Raw genomic sequence first — 17,881 nt, forward strand, 5'->3', positions numbered from 1 at the left:
GCCCGGGCATTGGCCCCGCTGCCGGGGCCAATGCACGACATCGAAATTCTCGGGAACTTGGCGGCCATTCCTGGCTCGCCTTAAAGCTGGCCTCGCCAGTCTGTCCCTGCCCCACGCCCGCTGCCGGTACCGTGGGGAGTGTCCTCTACACTTGGTTTGATGTCCCTTTTCCTGCTGTTACTGCTGCCCTTTGTCGGCAGCGCGGTCGCCGCGCTGCTGCCCACCAACGCCCGCAACCTGGAGTCGCTCTGGGCGGCGGCGGTGGCCTTGGCCGTGGCGGTGCCCCTGGGCTTGATGTACCCGCAGGTGGCGGCCGGGCAGGTGGTGGCCGAGCAGTTGGCCTGGCTGCCCAGCCTGGGCATGAACCTTAGCGTGCGCATTGACGGCTTTGCCTGGATGTTCGGCATGCTGGTCAGTGGCATGGGCCTGCTGGTGATCGTGTACGCGCGCTACTACCTCTCGCCCGAAGACCCGGCGGCGCGTTTCTATTCACTGCTGCTGGGTTTCATGGGCGCCATGCTGGGCGTGGTGCTCTCGGGCAACCTGGTGCAGTTGGTGGTGTTCTGGGAACTCACCAGCGTGTTCTCGTTTTTGCTGATCGGCTACTGGACGCACCGCAAGGACGCGCGGCGCGGCGCCCGCATGGCCTTCACCGTGACCGCCACCGGGGGCCTGGCCCTGCTGGGTGGCGTGCTGCTGCTGGGCCACATGGTCGGCAGCCTGGAGTTGCAGGCCGTGCTGGACTCGGGCCAGCAGGTGAGGGCACACCCCCTCTACCCGCTGGCCTTGGGACTCATCCTGCTGGGGGCCCTCACCAAGAGCGCCCAGTTCCCGTTTCATTTCTGGTTGCCGCACGCCATGGCCGCGCCCACGCCGGTGTCGGCCTACCTGCACTCGGCCACCATGGTCAAGGCCGGGGTGTTTCTGCTGGCGCGGCTGTGGCCGGTGCTCTCGGGCACCGACGCCTGGTTCTGGATCGTCGGCGGCGCGGGCCTGACGACCCTGCTGCTGGGCGCTTATGCCGCCATGTTCCAGAACGACCTGAAGGGCCTGCTGGCGTATTCCACCATCAGCCACCTGGGCCTCATCACCTTGCTGCTGGGCCTGAACAGCCCGCTGGCGGCGGTGGCGGCGGTGTTCCACATGATGAACCACGCCACCTTCAAGGCCTCGTTGTTCATGTCGGTGGGCATCATTGACCACGAGACCGGCACGCGCGACATGCGCCGCCTCGATGGCCTGTTCCGCTCCATGCCCATCACCGGCACGCTGGCCATCGTGGCCTGCGGCGCCATGGCCGGCGTGCCGCTGCTCAACGGCTTTCTGTCGAAAGAGATGTTCTTCGCCGAGACCGTGTTCGTCAGCGCCAGCCCGCTCATCGAACACGGCCTGCCGGCCCTGGCCACGCTGGCCGGTGTGTTCGCGGTGGTGTATTCGCTGCGCTTCGGGCACGACGTGTTCTTCGGCGCGCCGCCCGACTGCCCGCGCCAGCCGCACGAGCCGGTGCACTGGATGCGCGTGCCGGTGGAGCTGCTGGTGCTGGCCTGCATCGTGGTGGGCACGCTGCCGGCCTGGTCCATCGGGCCGGTGCTGGCCCTGGCCGCGCAGCCGGTGGTGGGCGGTGTGCTGCCCAGCTACAGCCTGGCGCTGTGGCACGGCTTCAATGCCCCGCTGATCATGAGCCTGCTGGCCACCGCCGGTGGCGTGGTCGTCTACCTGCTGTTTGGCGCGCGCTTCAAGCAGCGCCGCGCGCGCTGGGCCCCGGGCCTGCGCTGGCTCAATGGCAAGCGCCTGTTCGAGGGGCTGCTGGCGGCCCTCACCGACCTGGCGCGGCGCGTGCTGCGCGTGGCCGGCACGCGCCGGCTGCAGTCACAGTTGCTGGTGCTGGTGGTGATCGCCGGGCTGGCGGGGCTGGCCTCGTCGCTCATCGTGCCACTCACCTGGGGCGACCGCGCGCGCGTGCCGGCCACGCCCGAGTTCGCGCTGCTGTGGGCGGTGGCCGGTGCCTGCGCCATTGGCGCGGCCTGGCAGGCCAAGTTCCACCGGCTGGCCGCGCTCATCATGCTCAGCGTGGTGGGCCTGGCGCTGTGCATCACCTTTGCCTGGTTCTCGGCGCCCGACCTGGCGCTCACCCAACTGGCGGTGGAGGTGGTGACCATGGTGCTGTTCCTGCTGGGCCTGCGCTGGATGCCCAAGCGCCTGGAACAAGACGACGTCCAAGCCCGCACGCTGCGCGCCTGGCTGCGCCGCCGCCGCGACCTGCTGGTGGCAGTGCTCATCGGTGGTGGGCTGGCCGCGCTGTCGTACGCGCTGCTCACCCGCAAGGCGCCGCTGTCGATTTCGCCGTACTTCATCGAGCACGCGCTGCCCCTGGGCGGCGGCACCAACATCGTCAACGTGATGCTGGTCGACTTCCGCGCCTTCGACACGCTGGGCGAGATCACGGTGCTGGGCATCGTGGGCATCACGGTGTACGCGCTGCTGCGGCGCTTCCGCCCGCCGCAAGAGGTGATCGACCAGCCCACGCAGCAGCAACTGGTGCCCCTGGGCTCTGACGGTGACCTCGTCACCCGCGCCGACGGCGAGGGCGACACGCCCCAGCGTTACCTCGACGTGCCCGCCGTGCTGGTGCGCCTGCTGCTGCCGGTGGCCGCCGTGTTCGCGTTTCACCTGTTCATGCGCGGCCACAACGAGCCGGGCGGCGGCTTCGTGGCCGGCCTGGTGGTGGCCATTGCCTTCATCGCGCAATACATGGTGAGCGGCACCCGCTGGGTGGAGGCGCGCATGTACCTGCTGCCCCCGCGCTGGATTGCCTTTGGCCTGTTGCTGGCCCTGGCCACCGGCCTGGGCTCGCTGGCGCTGGGCTACCCCTTCCTCACCACCCACACCGCGCACGTCACCTGGCCCCTGGTGGGCGAGGTGCACCTGCCCACGGCCGCCATCTTTGACCTGGGGGTGTTCGCGGTGGTGGTGGGCTCCACCCTGCTGCTGCTCACCGCCATTGCCCACCAGTCGCTGCGCGCGCGCCGGCGCCAGGTGGTGGTGCTGGAGGACAACACCGACGAGCCCGAGGCTCAAGAAGACCACAAGGAGTTGCGCTGATGGAAGTGATCGTCTCCATCGCCATTGGCGTCATGGCCGGTGCCGGCGTGTGGCTGCTGCTGCGCCCCCGCACGTTTCAGGTGCTCATTGGCCTGTCGCTGCTGTCGTATGCCATCAACCTGTTCATCTTCAGCGTGGGCAGCCTCTCGGTGGACGCCGAGCCCATCGTGCGCGCCGGCCAGGCGGCCGACCTGGTGAACTACACCGACCCGCTGCCGCAGTCGCTGGTGCTCACGGCCATCGTCATTGGCTTTGCCACCACCGCGCTGTTCCTGGTGGTGCTGCTGGCGCTGCGGGGCCTCTCGGGCGGTGACCACGTGGACGGACAGGAGCCGCGCGGATGACGGGCACCGTGGATCACCTGATCGTGGCCCCGGTGCTGCTGCCCCTGGCCACCGCCGCGCTGATGCTCATGTTCGGCGAGGGCCGGCGTGGCCTGAAGGCCGTGGTCAACACCTTGTCCACCACCACTGGCCTGGTGCTGGCGGTGATGCTGCTGCTGCGCGTGCAGGCCGAAGGCCCGGCCGCCTTTGGCGTGTACCTGCCGGGCAACTGGCCCGTGCCCTACGGCATCGTGCTGGTGGCCGACCGGCTCTCGGCCCTCATGGCGGTGCTGGCCGGCGCCGTGGGCCTGGCCGGGCTGCTGTACGCGCTGGCGCGCTGGCAGCACGCGGGCGTGTACTTCCATGTGCTGTTCCAGTTGCAGCTCATGGGCCTGTACGGCGCCTTCCTCACGGCCGACCTGTTCAACCTGTTCGTGTTCTTCGAGGTGCTGCTGGCCGCCAGCTACGGCCTGCTGCTGCACGGCGGCGGCGCGGCGCGGGTGCGCGCGGGCCTGCACTACATCGCCATCAACCTGGTGGCCTCGCTGCTGTTCCTGATTGGCGTGGCCGTGCTCTACGGCGTGACCGGCACGCTCAACATGGCCGACATCGCGCAAAAGCTCTCGATGGTGCCGACCAGCGACCGCGGCCTGCTGCACGCGGGCGCGGCCATTCTGGCCATTGCCTTCCTGGCCAAGGCCGCGCTGTGGCCGCTGAATTTCTGGCTGCCCCCGGCCTACGCAGCGGCCAGCGCGCCGGCGGCGGCGGTGTTCGCCATCCTCACCAAGGTGGGCGTGTACGCCATCCTGCGGCTGTGGACCCTGTGCTTTCCCGCCAGCGCCGGGGCCTCGGCGGGTTTCGGTGGCGACGTGCTGGTGTGGGGGGGCCTGGCCACGCTGGCCTTTGGCACCGTGGGCATGCTGGCCTCGCAGCAGGTGGCGCGCTTGGCCGGCTACAGCGTGATCGCCTCGTCCGGCACGGTGATCGCGGCCATCGGTTTCGATGCCCCGCAGCTCAGCGCCGGCGCGCTGTTCTACCTGGCCAGTTCCACCCTGGCGGGCTGCGCCCTGTTCCTGCTGGTGGAGCTGCTCGACCGGGCGCGACAGGTCGAAGAAGACCGCCCCGACCTGGACGACGGCAACGGCGCCTTGCCCGCCTTCCTGGACGCCGAGCCCCTGCCCGGCACCAACCTGGACGACGAAGAAGAGGTGCTCATCGGCCGCGCCATTCCCGCCGCGCTGGCCTTCCTGGGCGTGGGCTTCACCGTGTGCGCCCTGGTGGTGGCGGGCCTGCCGCCGCTGTCGGGATTTGTGGGCAAAGTGGCCATGCTCACCGCCTTGCTGGATTTGCAGACCCGCCCCGCCTGGGCCTTGTTCGGCCTGCTCATTGCGTCGGGCCTGTTGGCGGCCATGGCGCTCATGCGCGCCGGCATTCGCCACTTCTGGACCACGCAAGACCGGCCCGCACCGCGCCTGCGCGTGGTGGAGACCCTGCCCATCGCCGGGCTGCTCATGGCCTTGCTGGCCATGGTCTGGCAGGCCGAGGCGGTGCTGGGCTACACCCGCGCCACGGCCGAGGCCCTGCACTCGCCCAACCGCTACATCGATGCCGTGATGGACACCCTGCCCGTGCCCAACCCCACGCCCGCCCAGGTGCCGGGGGTGCTGCCATGAAGCGCTGGCTGCCTTCCCCCTGGCTCTCGCTGGGCCTGTTTGTCGGCTGGCTGCTGCTGGTGCGCAGCACCAGCCCCGGGCAGTTGCTGCTGGGCCTGCTGGTGGCCGTGGTCATGCCGCTGCTGATGGCGCCGCTGCGGCCCACGCCCGGTCCCTTGCGGCGCTGGGGCGTGTTGCTGCTGCTGATCTTGCGCGTGGGGCGTGACGTGGTGCGCTCGGCCATCGAGGTGGCGCGCGGCGTGCTGCGCGCGCGTCGCCAGCCGCCGCGCGGCACCTTCGTGGTGGTGCCGCTGGAGCTGCGCGACGCCCACGCCCTGGCCTCGCTGGCCATGATCTCGGCCGTGATTCCCGGCACGGTGTGGTCCGAGCTGGCGCCCGACCGCAGCTCGCTGCTGGTGCACGTGTTTGACCTGGACGACGAGGCGGCCTTCATCGCCCACTTCAAGGCCGACTACGAGCACCCCCTGAAGGAGATTTTTGAATGAGCCCGCTGCTCTCGCTGGCCGTCACCATCACCCTCATGCTCTACGTGCTGGCCATGGGCATCGGGCTGGCACGGCTCATGCGCGGCCCCACCGCGCAAGACCGGGTGCTGGCGCTCGACTTTCTCTACGTGGTGGGCATGCTCATCATGCTGGCGCTGGCCATCCGCTACGACAGCGCCATGTACTTCGAGGGCGCGCTGCTGATGGTGCTGTTTGGCTTCGTGTCCTCGGTGGCGCTGGCCAAGTTTCTGCTGCGCGGCGAGGTGATCGAATGAACCTGTTCACCCCTTTGCCTTCGGTGGGTGAGGCCATCACCGCCTTGCTGCTGCTGGCCAGTGGCCTGGTGGTGCTGGTGGCCGCGCTGGGCCTGTGGCGCCTGCCCGACTTTTTCTCGCGCATGCACGCGCCGGCGCTGGCCTCCACGCTGGCCGCGTGGCTGGTGACGTTTGCGTCGATTGCCTACTTCAGCACCCGGGGCGATGGCCTGGCCCTGCACGTGTGGCTGATCATCATCGTGCTGTCGATCACCGCGCCGGTGACCACCATCGTGCTGGCGCGCGCCGCGCTGTTCCGGCGGCGCCATTCGGGCGACGACTTGCCGCCGCCGCTCAAGCCACAAGACGGCGCCGCCGACTGAGCGCCGGCGGCCGGGCCGGTTCAGCGCCCGATCTGGGCCAGTGCGGCCTGCAGGCCGGCCAGGCCACCCACGCGCTGGTCGTTGATGAAGATCTGCGGCATCTGCCGCACCGAGGGACCGCACTTGGCGTAGAAGGCCAGGCGCTCGGCCTCGTCATCGATCTTGATTTCCTCGAAGTCCAGCGAGCGGGACTTGAGCAGCATCTTCGCCGACTCGCATTGCGGGCAGGCGGACTTGGAGTAAACGACGATCTTGAGTTCCATGCCCGAAGTGTACGGGGCCGGGTGTTCCCGGCCCGCCAGTCAGGGTGGGCGGCCCGACCGCTCAGGCCGTGAATGCGCCGCTTGGTCCCGATGCCATTGACCCGCAAAAGATTGCGTGCAAGATATTGGTACTTTATTTGGTACTTGAGAAGCGGAGGCGAGGGGATGCCGATACGAAAGGCGCAACTGCTCGTTGCGCGTTGGGCGCGCACAGGCGCGGTGGGCTTGGCGTTGACAGGTGCGGCCATGGTCCATGCCCAGGCGCCCGCGCCGGCCTCAAACGTGAGCGATTTCCAGGTGCAGTTGTGGGCCAGCAGTTGCATGTCGTGCCATGGGCCCGGCGGCAAGGCCGTGGGCACTGGCCTGGCCATTGGCGGCAAGCCCGCGCAAGAGCTGTACAACAAGCTGCTGGGCTACAAGAACGGCAAGCTCCCCGCCACGGTGATGCACCAGCACGCCAAGGGCTACAGCGATGAGGAGCTTTCCCGCATCGCCGACCATTTCGCCAGCCTCAAATGACGGGCCCCAGCATGCAAAGACGGCAATTGTTGAAAGCAGGGGCGGGCGCTGCCGCCATGGCCGGTGCCCCCTGGGTGGGTGCCCAGGCGCCGCGCCGCGTGGTGGTGATCGGTGGTGGCTTTGGCGGGGCCACGGCCGCGCGCTACCTGCGGCAGTTCAACCCCGACCTGTCCATCACCCTGATCGAGCCGGCCGACACCTTCGTGATGTGCCCCATGAGCAACCGCGTGGTGCACGGTGGCCTGCAGTTGCGCGACATCTCGCGCCCCTATGACCGCTTCGTGTCGCGCCACGGCCTGCGCTGGGTGCGCGGCCGCGCCGAGGCCATTGACCCGGTGGCGCGCGAGGTGCGCGTGGGCAAGGAACGTGTGCCCTACGACCACCTCATCGTCTCGCCCGGGGTGGACTACGTGTACGACGGCATCGAAGGCCTGCAGACCGCCGAGCAGCAGGCCCGCGTGCCGCACGCCTGGAAGGCCGGCCCGCAAACGCAGATGCTGCGCGACCAGTTGCAGGCCATGCCCGAGAACGGCGTGGTGGCCATGACCATTCCCAAAGTGCCGTACCGCTGCCCGCCCGGGCCTTACGAGCGCGCCAGCCTGATCGCCCACTACCTGCAGACGCGCAAGCCCAAGGGCAAGCTGCTGGTGTTTGACGCCAACCCCGAGATGCAGGCCAAGAAGGGCTTGTTCGAGGCGGTGTGGAAGAAGCGCTATGCGGGCCTCATCGAGTACGTGCCCAGCGCCGACCTCAAGTCGGTGGACGCCGCGGGCGGCACCTTGCGCTTTGACATGCAGGGCGAGGTGAAGGCGCAGGTGCTCAATGTGATTCCGCCGCAGCGCGCGGGCGAGGTGGCGCGCAATGCCGGCCTGGCCAACGCGGGCAACCGCTGGTGCGAGGTGGACTTTCTCAGCTACGAGTCCACCGCCGTGGCAGGCATCCACGTGCTGGGCGACTCGATCGCCGCGGCACCTGGCATGCCCAAGTCAGGCCACATGGCCAACCAGCAGGCCAAGGTGTGCGCCGGTGCCATCACGGCGCGGCTGCGTGGCATCGAGCTGCCGTCCGACCCCATCATCGCCAACACCTGCTACAGCTTCGTCTCGCAGACCGACGTGATCCACGTGGCCTCGGTGCACCGCTACGACGCCGCCAAGAAAACCATGCTGCCGGTGCCAGGCGCGGGCGGCCTGTCGGCCGAGCCCAGTGTGATCGAGGGCATCTACGCCATGGCCTGGGCCACCAACATCCTCAACGACACGCTGGGGGCCTGAGCGCCGCCCGCCACGGTTTCTTCTCTCGCCAAGGGTCTTGGCCAAGCCCGGTGATCGGCAGCGATCCCCGGGCTCTTTTTTGGTAGCGGGCAGCCCAGGTGGTGTCGCCCGTGTGGGGGACGGTGGCAACCGCCGGGCTTGCCCCGCGCGCCGCTCAGGGTGGGATGTTTTGTGTGTTTGACACAAGTCAATTGTGTGAAACCCTTGTGTCGGTCCAATGCCCCCGATCGCAGACCGCCAGCACCTGTCTGGCCCGCGGCCGGCCCCAGCGCCCAGGCCCATCACCCATCCCCAAGGAACTCTCTTGCGCACCGACATGCTTCAGCAGGCGCTGGGGGAACTCAACGGCTCCACCGCCGACATTGAGGCCTCCGCCCTGATCTCCACCGACGGCCTGATGATCGCATCGGCCCTGCCCAATGGCACCGACGAAGACCGCATCGGCGCCATGTCCGCCGCCTTGCTCGCGCTGGGCGACCGCACCGCGCGCGAACTGGCGCGCGGGCAATTGAATCGCGTGCTCATTCAGGGCGAGCGCGGTTACGTCATCATGAGCTCGGCCGGCCCCGAGGCCGTGCTCACCGTGCTGGCCAAGCCCAATGCCAAGCTCGGCCTGATTTTTCTGGACATCAAGCGAGCGGCCGAAACGCTCTCGCAGCTCATCTGAGGCGCGGGCCATGGCATTGCCTGACATGACCCCTCCCTCGGCCCCCGGCGCCCGCGAAGCCCAGCTTCGCCACAGCGACGGCAGCACGCGCCGCGTGTATTGCACCGACGTGGAGCGCCCCTTTCCCGAAGGCCGCCTGATCGTCTCGCGCACCGACCTGCAAGGCGTCATCACCCACGCCAACGAGGCCTTCGTGGAGATGAGCGGCTACGAACGCGCCGAGCTGATCGGCGCGCCGCAGCACGTGCTGCGCCACCCCGACATGCCGCGCGCGGCCTTCAAGGATTTGTGGGACACCGTGCAGCGCGGCGAGAAGTGGCACGGCTACGTGAAGAACCTGTGCAAGGACGGCAGCTTCTACTGGGTCTATGCCACCGTGATTCCCAACGTGCGCCACGGCCAGGCCACCGGCTACACCTCGGTGCGCCGCAAACCCTCGCGCCGCCGCGTGGCCGAGGCCGAGGCCCAGTACCAGCAATGGCGCGCGCAAGAAGCCGCCCAGCCCTGACCCCCGCCCATCAAGAGACCCGCGCCGTGACCTTTACCTTTCTGGTGGCCCCCGACTTCGCGCCCGAGCGATTTGCGGGCTGGCACATGCTCAACACCGCGCTGCAAAAGCGCGCTGGCATTCAACTGCACCTGCTCACCCCGGTCAACGCGGCCGAGCAATCCGCCTTGCTGGCCGATGCCCAGGTGGACCTGATCTACGCCAACCCCTTCGATGCCGCCCACCTGGTGCGCCAACTCGGCTACGTGCCGCTGGCGCGCCCCCTGGACCGCTTCGACGAGATGGTGATGGCCTGCGCCACCGACTCACCCCTGCAGACAGTGGAAGACCTCAAGCCCGGCTGCCGCATCGCGCTCACCCACAACCAGGACGTGAAGCTGCTGGGCCTGCGCCTGCTGGAGCCGGCCGACATCGGCGAGGCCGACGCGCAATGGCAGGTGGTGGACAGCTACCAGGCCGCCGCGCGCCTGCTCATCAAGCAAGAGGCCGACGTGGCCTTCTTCCTGGCCGACGCCTTTGCCTCGCTCTCGCGCATCACGCGCACCCAGATTCGGCCCCTGGTGGAAAGCGCCATTCACACCCTGAGCCACGTGGTGCTGGCCCACCCGCGCCTGGACGCGGCCCTGCCCGCCGTGCGCAAAGCCCTGCTGGAGCTGCACACCGACGCGCCCGGCCAGGCCGTGCTGGAGGCCCTGGGCATGCCCGGCGGCTTCGAGGCCCTGTTGCAAGAAGACGCCGAGTTCATGATCGACCTCATGGACACCCTGCTCGACTGAGCAGCACCGCCATGGCGCCCGATGCCTTGGCCGCGCGTGAGCAGGCCCGCCACCTGGCACGCGGTTTTGCCCGTGCCCTGCGACTGAGCCCGCACGACGAGACCGCGCACCTGGGCCGCCTGCAAGCCTGCCTGGCGCTGGACGGCGCAGAGCCGGTGCAAGGCGCCCTGGCCGATGTGTTCGTGGCCTTCGGTGCCGAGGGTGCAGCCCTCAAGCGCCGCGCGCTGGCGCTGGCCGCACCGCGCCTGCACGAGTGGCTGCGCGGTCGCTTCGAGCCCTGGGTGCACGCCCGCGCCTTGCCCCGCGTCACGCCCCTGGCCACGCGCTGGAGCCTGCTGGCCGTGCCATCTGCCGACATGTCCACCCGGGCGCGGCGCTGCAGCCCCGACGTGTCGCGCGCCGTGGCCGCGCAGGCCCTGGCCGCCTGGCAGGCACATGACCTTGACGGGATGGACCACTTTCTTCACCACTGCCTCACCTGCCGCGACCGCCTGGCCTTCATGTTGGTGCGGCGCGCCCTGTACCAGCGCCAGGCCCGCCTGCCTGAAGGCTGGGGCGCGGTGGAAACCGAATTGCTGCAAGGAGACCCTCACCCATGATCGCCGCACTGGTGGGCCTGCCGGCCCGCGACGCCGCCGCGCTGAAGATTTTTCTGGGCATGGCCTTCAAGGGCTGCCACGTGGTGCAGGCCCCCGCCACCCCCGGCCTGGCCCTGCCGCGCGCCGATGTCTGCATCGTGGACCTGGCCGCCATGGGCCTGGCCCAATGGTCGCCCAAGGCCGAGGCTGACCTGCTCTTGTGCCTGGGCGGCCAGCACGCCTTGCTGCTGGGGGCGCCAGGCAACGCCACGTGGCAAGACAAGGTGCACGCCACTGGCCGGCACGGCGCGCAGCGCCTGGCCTACCTGGCCAAGCCCTACGGGCGCGATGCCATGCGCGAGGCGCTGGACAGCCTGGGCCTGGGCCAGGCCAGAAGTCCCGCCCCCACGCAGGCGCCGGCCGCGCTGGCCGCGCCATCGCCCCGCGACACGGCAGCGCCGCCACCGCCGACCATGCCCTCGGTCTTCGCCAGCCTGCAGGCCGTGCGCACCTTGTTCCCCGATCTTCAGCGCCACGCCCTGCTGGGCAAGCTCTTGGATTTGCTGGCCACCGGGCAGTCGCACGAGCTTCGCCTCACCCTGCACCAGGCCCTCATCGTGCACCCCCGCCAGGGCTGGGTGGCCCACAACACCAGCCCCGAGGTGCTGGCCCGGCTGGCCCAGCAAGGGCACACCGCCATCGCCATGAACGCCCGCGCGCTGGACAGCGAAGACGACATCCAGCGCCGCCTGGTCCACATGACCGCCCGCGACAACCTCGACACCTTCTTCTGGCGCCTGGCCAACGACTCGCTGGGCCAGGGCCTGCCCGCGCCCACGCGCGACGCCGAGCTGCGCCTGGTGTGCATGCCCGGCTTCACCCGCATCGCGGGCGTGGACGACCTGGCCCTGCAACTCGCCGCCATCTGCCTGCGCCTGCCGCAGACCCTCTCATCGCTGCGCGCGGCCTTCCCCGAGGCCGACCCAGGCGCCATTGACCGCTTTGTCTTGCTGGCTACCTTGTGCGGCGCTGGCCGCCTGCGCCTGTTGGACACGCCGCCCCGCGCGCGCCACAAGGCCCGCGCCGAGCGCCGCCCCGCACCGCGTGCCCCCAAACCCCACAGCCCGACACCCCATCGCGGCTTCTTTCGCGCCATGCTGCAAAAGCTGTTCTGACCGCCATGAGCACGCCCTACAAAATTGTGTTTGCCGGGCCCGTGGGCGCCGGCAAGACCACCGCCATCCAGACCCTGTCCGACATCGAGGTGCTCAACACCGACGCCCGCGCCTCAGACGAGGTGCGCCGGCTCAAGCCCACCACCACCGTGGCCATGGACTACGGCGTCATGAAGCTGGGCAATGGTGACCAGGTGCGGCTGTACGGTGCGCCCGGCCAGGCCCGGTTTGACTTCATGTGGGACATCCTCACCGAGAACGCCCTGGGCCTGGTGCTGCTGCTGAGCGCCCGCGCCGATGACCCGGTGGCCGAGCTGGACGTGTACCTCACCGCCTTTCGCGATCTCATCGACCGCACCGCCCTGGTGGTGGGCATCACCCACACCGACGCCGGCAACCGAGGGGCGCGCCAACTCGTGATCGAGGCCCTGGGCGCGCGCGGCCTCCCGCCCTGCGTGATGGACGTGGACGCCCGCCACCGCCCCGACGTGGCCCTGCTGGTGAAGGCGCTGCTTTACAGCATCGACCCCTTCGCCGGCCGCGACGAAGACGCCGAGGCGGTCACGCCATGACCACGCCTCCCGCCACCGCCTGGCTCATGCTCACCCCGCCCGGTGCCTGGCGCGCCTTCGGCCAGCCCGAGCCCGATGAAATGGCCCAGGCCCTGCAGGCCCTGCTGGGTGGGCGGCAGACCATGGCCCGTGAGGCCTGGCTGGCGGCCGACGAGCGCCGCCAGGCCTGGCTCGACCAGGCCTTGGCCGAGGCCTGGGTGGAAGCCCTGCCGCGCCCCCTCCAGGGGCCCGACGTGCGCCTGGACGACTTCCTGCCCCACGTCATCGCCTCGCTCTCGGGCGAGCGCCGCGCCGTGCTGGCGTCTGACAGCGGCTTTTGCCTGGGCCGCACCGGCGTGTCGCCCGAGCAGGCCGATGTGCTCAGCGCCGCCGCCGCTGACTTCACCGAGTTCGGCCAGCGCCAGGCCCGCCGCGGCTGGCGCGGCGCCCAACGCTGCGTGGCCTTTCACGCCCACCCCGACATGCTCTTGCCCGAAATGGCCTTCGTGCCCTTCTGGGTGGACGGCGTGGGCTACTGGCTCATCGTGCAGGGCGAGCCCCTGCTCAACCACCCCACCTGGGTGGAACTGCTGTGGGGCATTCGCGAAGCGGGGAGCCGCTTCCTGGCCATGGCGCAGGCGTGATCGCCTGAGCGTGCCCGCCGTGCGTCGGCGGGCAGGGTGGCCGTCAATCTAATGATCATTAGAATGACGGCATGAGAACCGTCAAAGACCACCTCTACGCCCAGGTTGCCCGCATCGGCAAGGCCCTCTCCAGCCCCAAGCGGCTGGAACTCATCGAGCTGCTGTGCCAGGGCGAAAAGCCGGTGGAGCTGCTGGCCGAGCAGGCCGACCTCAGCGTCAAGCTCGCCAGCGCCCACCTGAAAGAACTGCGCCTGGCGCGGTTGGTGGACACCCGCAAGGAAGGCAAGTACGTGCACTACCGACTGGCCGCCCCCAGCGTGGCCAACCTGTGGGTGGCCCTGCGCGGCGAAGCCGAAGAGCGCCTGGTGGAACTGCAAGTGGCCCTGGCCGGCCTGGTGCGCCACGAGGCCGACCTGCAAGGCATGGACCGCAAGACCATTCTGAAGGCCGCGCGCCAGGGCGAGGTGCTCATGCTGGACGTGCGCCCGGCCGACGAATTCGCCGTGGCCCACCTGCCGCACGCGCGCTCCATGCCGCTGGCCGAGCTGAAAAAGCGCCTGGGCGAGCTGCCCAAAGGCCTGCCCGTGGTGGCCTATTGCCGTGGCCCCTTCTGCCTGTTCGCCCAAGACGCCGTGGCCCTGCTGCGCCGCCACGGCTACCAGGCCCACCACCTCAGCGACGGCGTGGCCGAGTGGCGCGCGCGCGGGCTGCCGGTGGCCACCGGCGCTTGATGCCCACCAGCGATTCAGGAGACCGCCATGTTCTTTCGCCAACGGGCCGCGGCCCACGCCACCCTGTCGTATCTCTTCGGTTGCGCTGGTCACCAGAAGGCCGTGGCGGTGGACGTGGTGGCGGGTGACGAAGACTGGTTCGTGGCGCAGGCCGAACAGGCCGGCGCGCGCCTCACCCACGTGATCGACACCCATGTGCACGCCGACCACCTCTCGGGTGGCCTGGCCCTGGCGCGCCGCGTGGGCGCGGCCTATTGCCTGCACGAAAGCAACCAGGGGCGCACCGCGTTTGCGTTCGAGCCGCTGCGCCACGGCCAGCGGCTGGACGTGGGCAATGTGCAGGTGGACGTGCGCCACACCCCCGGCCACACGCCCGACAGCGTGTGCCTGCTGGTGCGCGACCTGCGCCGGGGCGACGCGCCCTGGTTCGTGCTGACTGGCGACACCCTGTTCGTGGGCGCGGTGGGCCGCCCCGACCTGGCCGGGCAAGAGCGGGCCATGGCCGCGCAACTGTTCGACAGCCTGCACCGCGAGCTGCTGGGCCTGCCGCCCGAACTCGAGATCTACCCCGGCCACCAGGCCGGCAGCGCCTGCGGCGCGGGCCTCTCCGGCAAGCCCGCGTCCACGCTGGCGTTCGAGTGCCGCTTCAACCCCATGCTCTCGCTGGACCGCGCCGCCTTTGTGGACGCACTCACGGCCGACATTCCCCCGCCGCCCGAGGGCATGGCCGACACCGTGTCGGCCAACCTGCGCGGCACGCCATGACGCTGCGCCACGGCATTTGCGCCAACCGCGCGCAGTTTGGCCTGCAGCTGCTGCAGGTGCTGCTGGTGGGCATGGCCATCGGCATGATGCGCAACGTGGTGCCCGCGCTGGCCGAGACCGAGTTCGGCGTGCCGCGAGGCTCCTTTGTGCTGCTGGTGGCCTTTGTGGTGGCGTTTGGCGTGGTCAAGGGCAGCCTGAACTTCGTGGCCGGCCGCCTGGCCGAGCGCCTGGGCCGCCAGCGCGTGCTGCTGGCGGGCTGGCTGGTGGCGCTGCCCATTCCCTTCATGGTGTACCTCGCGCCCAACTGGGCCTGGGTGGTGGCGGCCACCGTGCTGCTGGGCGTGAACCAGGGGCTCACCTGGTCCATGACGCAGACCGCCAAGCTTGATCTCACCCGCGCCGACCAGCGCGGCCTGGTGATTGGCCTGAACGAATTTGCCGGTTACCTGGGCGTGGCCATCGCGGGCGTGGCCACCGGCTACCTCGCCACCGCCCTGGGCCCGCGCGAGGGCCTGCTGTGGTTTGGTGGCGTGGTGATTGGCCTGGGCGCGCTGCTCTCGGCCTGGGCCGTGGCCGAGACGTTGCCCTGGGCGCGCGCCGAACTCAAGGCGCACGCGGGCGGCGCAGCGGCTACCGGCCATCGCCCGCGCTACCCCGAGCGCGTGAGCGCCGAGCCGTCCACCCGCGAGTTGTTCGCGCTCATGTCCTGGCGCGACCGGCGCCTGGTCGCCTTGTGCCAGGCCGGCCTGGTGGAGAAGTTTGTGGACGCCTTGGTCTGGGTGTTCTGGCCGGTGTTCCTGCATCAGCGCGGCGTGTCGCTGCCCGGCATTGGCTGGATCGTGGGCGTGTACGGCTTCACCTGGGGCGCGGCCCAGCTCGCCACCGGCCGCCTGTCCGATCAATGGGGCCGCCACGCCCTGAACACCGGCGGCATGTGGCTGTGTGGCCTGGGCGTGGCCCTCATGCCGCTGGGCGATGGCGTGGCCTGGTGGTCGTTCGCCGCTGCGCTGGCCGGCCTGGGCATGGCCATGCTCTACCCCAATCTCAGCGCGGCCGTGGCCGACATCGCCCACCCCAACTGGCGGGCCTCGGCCATTGGCATCTACCGCTTCTGGCGCGACCTGGGCTACGGCGTGGGCGCCCTGGGCCTGGGCTTGGCCGCGGCCTGGGGCGGCTCGGTGCAGGCGGCCTTCTGGTTCGTGGCCGTGGCCATGGGCCTGTCGGGCGCTTGCCTCTGGGCCTGGGGCGAAGAGACCCACCCCCGGCTCAACCCCGCGCCGTGACCCCTTTGTTTTTTCAGGAGACTCCCATGACCCTTCGTTCCCTCACCGCCGCCCTGGCCCTGGCCAGCCTGGGCGCGCTGCCCCTGGCGGCCCACGCCCAAGCCGACAAAGTCGTCACCGAGGCGGTGGAGTCGTACTTTGATTTCGTGGACGCCAATGGCGGCACCATCGCTGCCGAGCAGATTCCCGCCGAGGACTACCCCAAGCTCTTCGTGCTGGACGTGCGCGATGCCGCCCAGTTCGCCAAAGAGCACGTGCCCGGCGCGGTGAACATCGAGTGGCGCCAGGTGTTCGCCCAGCGCAGCCGCCTGCCGCGCGACAAGACCGTGCTGGTCTACTGCAACACCAGCTCGTTTGCGGCCCAGGTGGCCATGGCGCTGCGGCTGGACGGCTTTGAGAACGTGCGCGTGCTCTACGGCGGCTTCAACCAGTGGAAGGCCAGCGGTGGCATGGCGGCCAACGCGCGGGCGGCCAAGAAGGGCTGAGGCGCGGCCGGCAGGGGGGTGCACTTGCGCCGAATGGCTGAACCCGGGCGGCCATAATTGCCGCCACCGCCGCGCCGCGGCGCTTGCTGCCCATTCGAGTTGAACGCTTCCCCCGCCATTGAATTGCAAGGCGTCACGCTGGTGCGTGGCGCCACGCCGGTGTTTCAAGACCTGAGCCTGTCGCTGCGCGAGCCCCGCGTGGGGCTCATTGGCGACAACGGCGCCGGCAAGAGCAGCCTGTTTCGCCTGTTGTGCGGGCTGGAAGAGCCCCGCGCCGGCACGGTGCGCGTGGCCGGGCAGGGCGTGGGCTCGCTGGCCACCGGCACCGTGGGGCTGATGTTCCAGAACCCCGACGAGCAAATCATTTTTCCCACGGTGGAAGAAGAGCTGGCCTTCAGCCTGAGTGCGCGTGGCCTGCCCCGGCGCGAAGCGCGCGAGCAGGCGCGGGCCTTCCTGGCCCAGCGCGGCCTCTCGGCCTGGGGCGAGCGCGCCATCGGCAGCCTCAGCCAGGGCCAGCGCCAGCACGTGTGCTGGCTGGCGCTGGTGATTGGCGCGCCGCAGGTGCTGCTGCTGGACGAGCCCTTTGCCAGCCTCGATTTGCCCGGCCAGGCCCTGCTGCGCCAAGAGATCGCGCAGGCCGCGCAAACCGTGATCGTCTCCACCCACTTGCTGGACCACGTGCGCGACTTCGGCCGCGTGCTCTGGCTGGAGCGCGGCCGCGTGCGCGCCGACGGCCCGGGTGCCGAGGTGTGCGCCGCCTACGAGGCCGACGTGGCCGCCCGCCTGGCCGCGCACCAACTGTCGCTGGCCGACGCCGCCTGAACACACCCCATGCACAGCCTCTACAGCGAACACCGCACCTGGCTGCACCGCGTGCCCGCGGGCACCAAGCTGCTGGCCCTGGCCGCGCTGGGCACGGGCCTGTTCTGGCTGCAGACCTGGCAGGCCCTGGTGGCCTGCACCGTGGTGTGCGCGGCCTTGCTCGTGTCGCTGGGCCCGGCGGCGCGTGGGGCCTGGCGCGTGATGCGCTCGCTCTTGGTGGCGGCGGTGCTGATCGCCGCTTTCCACGCGCTGTGGCAGCAGCCGCTGCTGGGCATCACCAGCGCCTTGCGCCTGCTGTGCACCGCCTCGCTGGGTACCATGCTGACCCTCACCACCCGCCACACCGATCTGCTGGCGGTGATGGAGCGCCTGCTGGCGCCGCTGTCGCGCTGGGGCCTGCGGCCCGAGCGAATGGCCCTGCAGGTGGCGCTGATGCTGCGCTTTGCCGAGCATTTTTTTGTGCAATGGAAGCGGCTGGACGACGCCCACCGCGCCCGATCGGGCCGCGCTGGCGGCTGGCGCCTGATGGCGCCGCTGACGATTCAGATGCTCTCGGCCGCCCGCCGCGTGGCCGACGCCTTGCACCTTCGCCTGGGGCCTTAATGCCCCAGCCTTTCTGG

General features: G+C 70.0%; 22 protein-coding genes. 21 read left to right on the forward strand and 1 reads right to left on the reverse strand.

Going from position 1 to position 17,881, the window contains the following annotated elements:
• Positions 1-159 precede the first annotated feature (159 nt).
• From ACE3RQ_RS12275 to mnhG, 6 genes are read left to right on the forward strand one after another with little or no spacing between them, the layout of a single operon-like run.
• Positions 160-3,102: a monovalent cation/H+ antiporter subunit A gene (locus tag ACE3RQ_RS12275; protein WP_374522296.1), complete on the forward strand. Its 2,943-nt coding sequence runs from the start codon at positions 160-162 to the stop codon at positions 3,100-3,102.
• Positions 3,102-3,446, forward strand: a complete 345-nt coding sequence (locus ACE3RQ_RS12280; protein ID WP_374522297.1) for a Na+/H+ antiporter subunit C — start codon at positions 3,102-3,104, stop codon at positions 3,444-3,446. The genes ACE3RQ_RS12275 and ACE3RQ_RS12280 overlap by 1 nt, the downstream gene beginning before the upstream one ends.
• Positions 3,443-5,098, forward strand: a complete 1,656-nt coding sequence (locus tag ACE3RQ_RS12285) for a monovalent cation/H+ antiporter subunit D (RefSeq protein WP_374522299.1) — start codon at positions 3,443-3,445, stop codon at positions 5,096-5,098. The genes ACE3RQ_RS12280 and ACE3RQ_RS12285 overlap by 4 nt, the downstream gene beginning before the upstream one ends.
• Entirely contained in the window at positions 5,095-5,583 is a 489-nt protein-coding gene (locus ACE3RQ_RS12290; RefSeq protein WP_374522300.1) for a Na+/H+ antiporter subunit E, read from the forward strand. The genes ACE3RQ_RS12285 and ACE3RQ_RS12290 overlap by 4 nt, the downstream gene beginning before the upstream one ends.
• Positions 5,580-5,858 (forward strand): K+/H+ antiporter subunit F, encoded by a 279-nt coding sequence (locus ACE3RQ_RS12295; RefSeq protein ID WP_374522302.1) that lies wholly within the window; start codon positions 5,580-5,582, stop codon positions 5,856-5,858. Before ACE3RQ_RS12290 ends, ACE3RQ_RS12295 begins: the two co-directional genes overlap by 4 nt.
• Positions 5,855-6,220 carry a monovalent cation/H(+) antiporter subunit G gene (gene mnhG / locus ACE3RQ_RS12300; protein WP_374522303.1) on the forward strand — a complete coding sequence of 122 codons (366 nt, stop codon included), beginning with the start codon at positions 5,855-5,857 and terminating at the stop codon, positions 6,218-6,220. Before ACE3RQ_RS12295 ends, mnhG begins: the two co-directional genes overlap by 4 nt.
• A gap of 20 nt (positions 6,221-6,240) precedes the next feature.
• Here the strand turns inward: mnhG and ACE3RQ_RS12305 are convergent, their stop codons facing one another.
• Complete coding sequence (locus ACE3RQ_RS12305; RefSeq protein WP_374522304.1) at positions 6,241-6,483, reverse strand: glutaredoxin family protein; 243 nt, start codon at positions 6,481-6,483, stop codon at positions 6,241-6,243.
• Positions 6,484-6,729: 246 nt separating this feature from the next.
• On the opposite strand from ACE3RQ_RS12305, the gene ACE3RQ_RS12310 reads away from it, so the two are divergent.
• The 15 genes from ACE3RQ_RS12310 (at position 6,730) to ACE3RQ_RS12380 (ending at position 17,864) form a co-directional block, all read left to right on the forward strand.
• Complete coding sequence (locus tag ACE3RQ_RS12310) at positions 6,730-7,002, forward strand: cytochrome c (protein WP_374522305.1); 273 nt, start codon at positions 6,730-6,732, stop codon at positions 7,000-7,002.
• An 11-nt stretch (positions 7,003-7,013) separates the two neighbouring features.
• A complete protein-coding gene (locus ACE3RQ_RS12315) occupies positions 7,014-8,276 on the forward strand; it encodes an FCSD flavin-binding domain-containing protein (RefSeq protein ID WP_374522306.1) in 1,263 nt (420 codons plus the stop codon).
• 304 nt (positions 8,277-8,580) lie between these two features.
• Positions 8,581-8,943, forward strand: a complete 363-nt coding sequence (locus ACE3RQ_RS12320; protein WP_374522307.1) for a roadblock/LC7 domain-containing protein — start codon at positions 8,581-8,583, stop codon at positions 8,941-8,943.
• Between the two features lie 10 nt (positions 8,944-8,953).
• Positions 8,954-9,451 carry a PAS domain-containing protein gene (locus ACE3RQ_RS12325; RefSeq protein WP_374522308.1) on the forward strand — a complete coding sequence of 166 codons (498 nt, stop codon included), beginning with the start codon at positions 8,954-8,956 and terminating at the stop codon, positions 9,449-9,451.
• A 26-nt stretch (positions 9,452-9,477) separates the two neighbouring features.
• Positions 9,478-10,227, forward strand: a complete 750-nt coding sequence (locus ACE3RQ_RS12330) for a phosphate/phosphite/phosphonate ABC transporter substrate-binding protein (protein WP_374522309.1) — start codon at positions 9,478-9,480, stop codon at positions 10,225-10,227.
• Positions 10,228-10,238: 11 nt separating this feature from the next.
• Positions 10,239-10,826: a hypothetical protein gene (locus ACE3RQ_RS12335; protein WP_374522310.1), complete on the forward strand. Its 588-nt coding sequence runs from the start codon at positions 10,239-10,241 to the stop codon at positions 10,824-10,826.
• Entirely contained in the window at positions 10,823-11,980 is a 1,158-nt protein-coding gene (locus ACE3RQ_RS12340) for a hypothetical protein (RefSeq protein WP_374522311.1), read from the forward strand. The genes ACE3RQ_RS12335 and ACE3RQ_RS12340 overlap by 4 nt, the downstream gene beginning before the upstream one ends.
• Positions 11,981-11,985: 5 nt before the next feature.
• A complete protein-coding gene (locus ACE3RQ_RS12345; RefSeq protein WP_374522312.1) occupies positions 11,986-12,552 on the forward strand; it encodes an ATP/GTP-binding protein in 567 nt (188 codons plus the stop codon).
• Entirely contained in the window at positions 12,549-13,175 is a 627-nt protein-coding gene (locus ACE3RQ_RS12350; RefSeq protein ID WP_374522313.1) for a hypothetical protein, read from the forward strand. The genes ACE3RQ_RS12345 and ACE3RQ_RS12350 overlap by 4 nt, the downstream gene beginning before the upstream one ends.
• Before the next feature lie 71 nt (positions 13,176-13,246).
• Positions 13,247-13,906, forward strand: a complete 660-nt coding sequence (locus ACE3RQ_RS12355; protein WP_374522314.1) for an ArsR/SmtB family transcription factor — start codon at positions 13,247-13,249, stop codon at positions 13,904-13,906.
• A gap of 27 nt (positions 13,907-13,933) precedes the next feature.
• A complete protein-coding gene (locus ACE3RQ_RS12360; protein ID WP_374522315.1) occupies positions 13,934-14,671 on the forward strand; it encodes an MBL fold metallo-hydrolase in 738 nt (245 codons plus the stop codon).
• Positions 14,668-15,954 (forward strand): MFS transporter, encoded by a 1,287-nt coding sequence (locus tag ACE3RQ_RS12365; RefSeq protein WP_374522316.1) that lies wholly within the window; start codon positions 14,668-14,670, stop codon positions 15,952-15,954. Before ACE3RQ_RS12360 ends, ACE3RQ_RS12365 begins: the two co-directional genes overlap by 4 nt.
• A gap of 26 nt (positions 15,955-15,980) precedes the next feature.
• Positions 15,981-16,439, forward strand: a complete 459-nt coding sequence (locus ACE3RQ_RS12370) for a rhodanese-like domain-containing protein (RefSeq protein ID WP_374522317.1) — start codon at positions 15,981-15,983, stop codon at positions 16,437-16,439.
• Positions 16,440-16,538: 99 nt separating this feature from the next.
• A complete protein-coding gene (locus tag ACE3RQ_RS12375; RefSeq protein WP_374522318.1) occupies positions 16,539-17,261 on the forward strand; it encodes an energy-coupling factor ABC transporter ATP-binding protein in 723 nt (240 codons plus the stop codon).
• 9 nt (positions 17,262-17,270) lie between these two features.
• Entirely contained in the window at positions 17,271-17,864 is a 594-nt protein-coding gene (locus ACE3RQ_RS12380; RefSeq protein WP_374522319.1) for an energy-coupling factor transporter transmembrane protein EcfT, read from the forward strand.
• The last annotated feature ends 17 nt before the right edge of the window (positions 17,865-17,881 follow it).

It is taken from the genome of Hydrogenophaga sp., from assembly GCF_041913525.1.
Taxonomy (GTDB): domain Bacteria; phylum Pseudomonadota; class Gammaproteobacteria; order Burkholderiales; family Burkholderiaceae_C; genus Hydrogenophaga.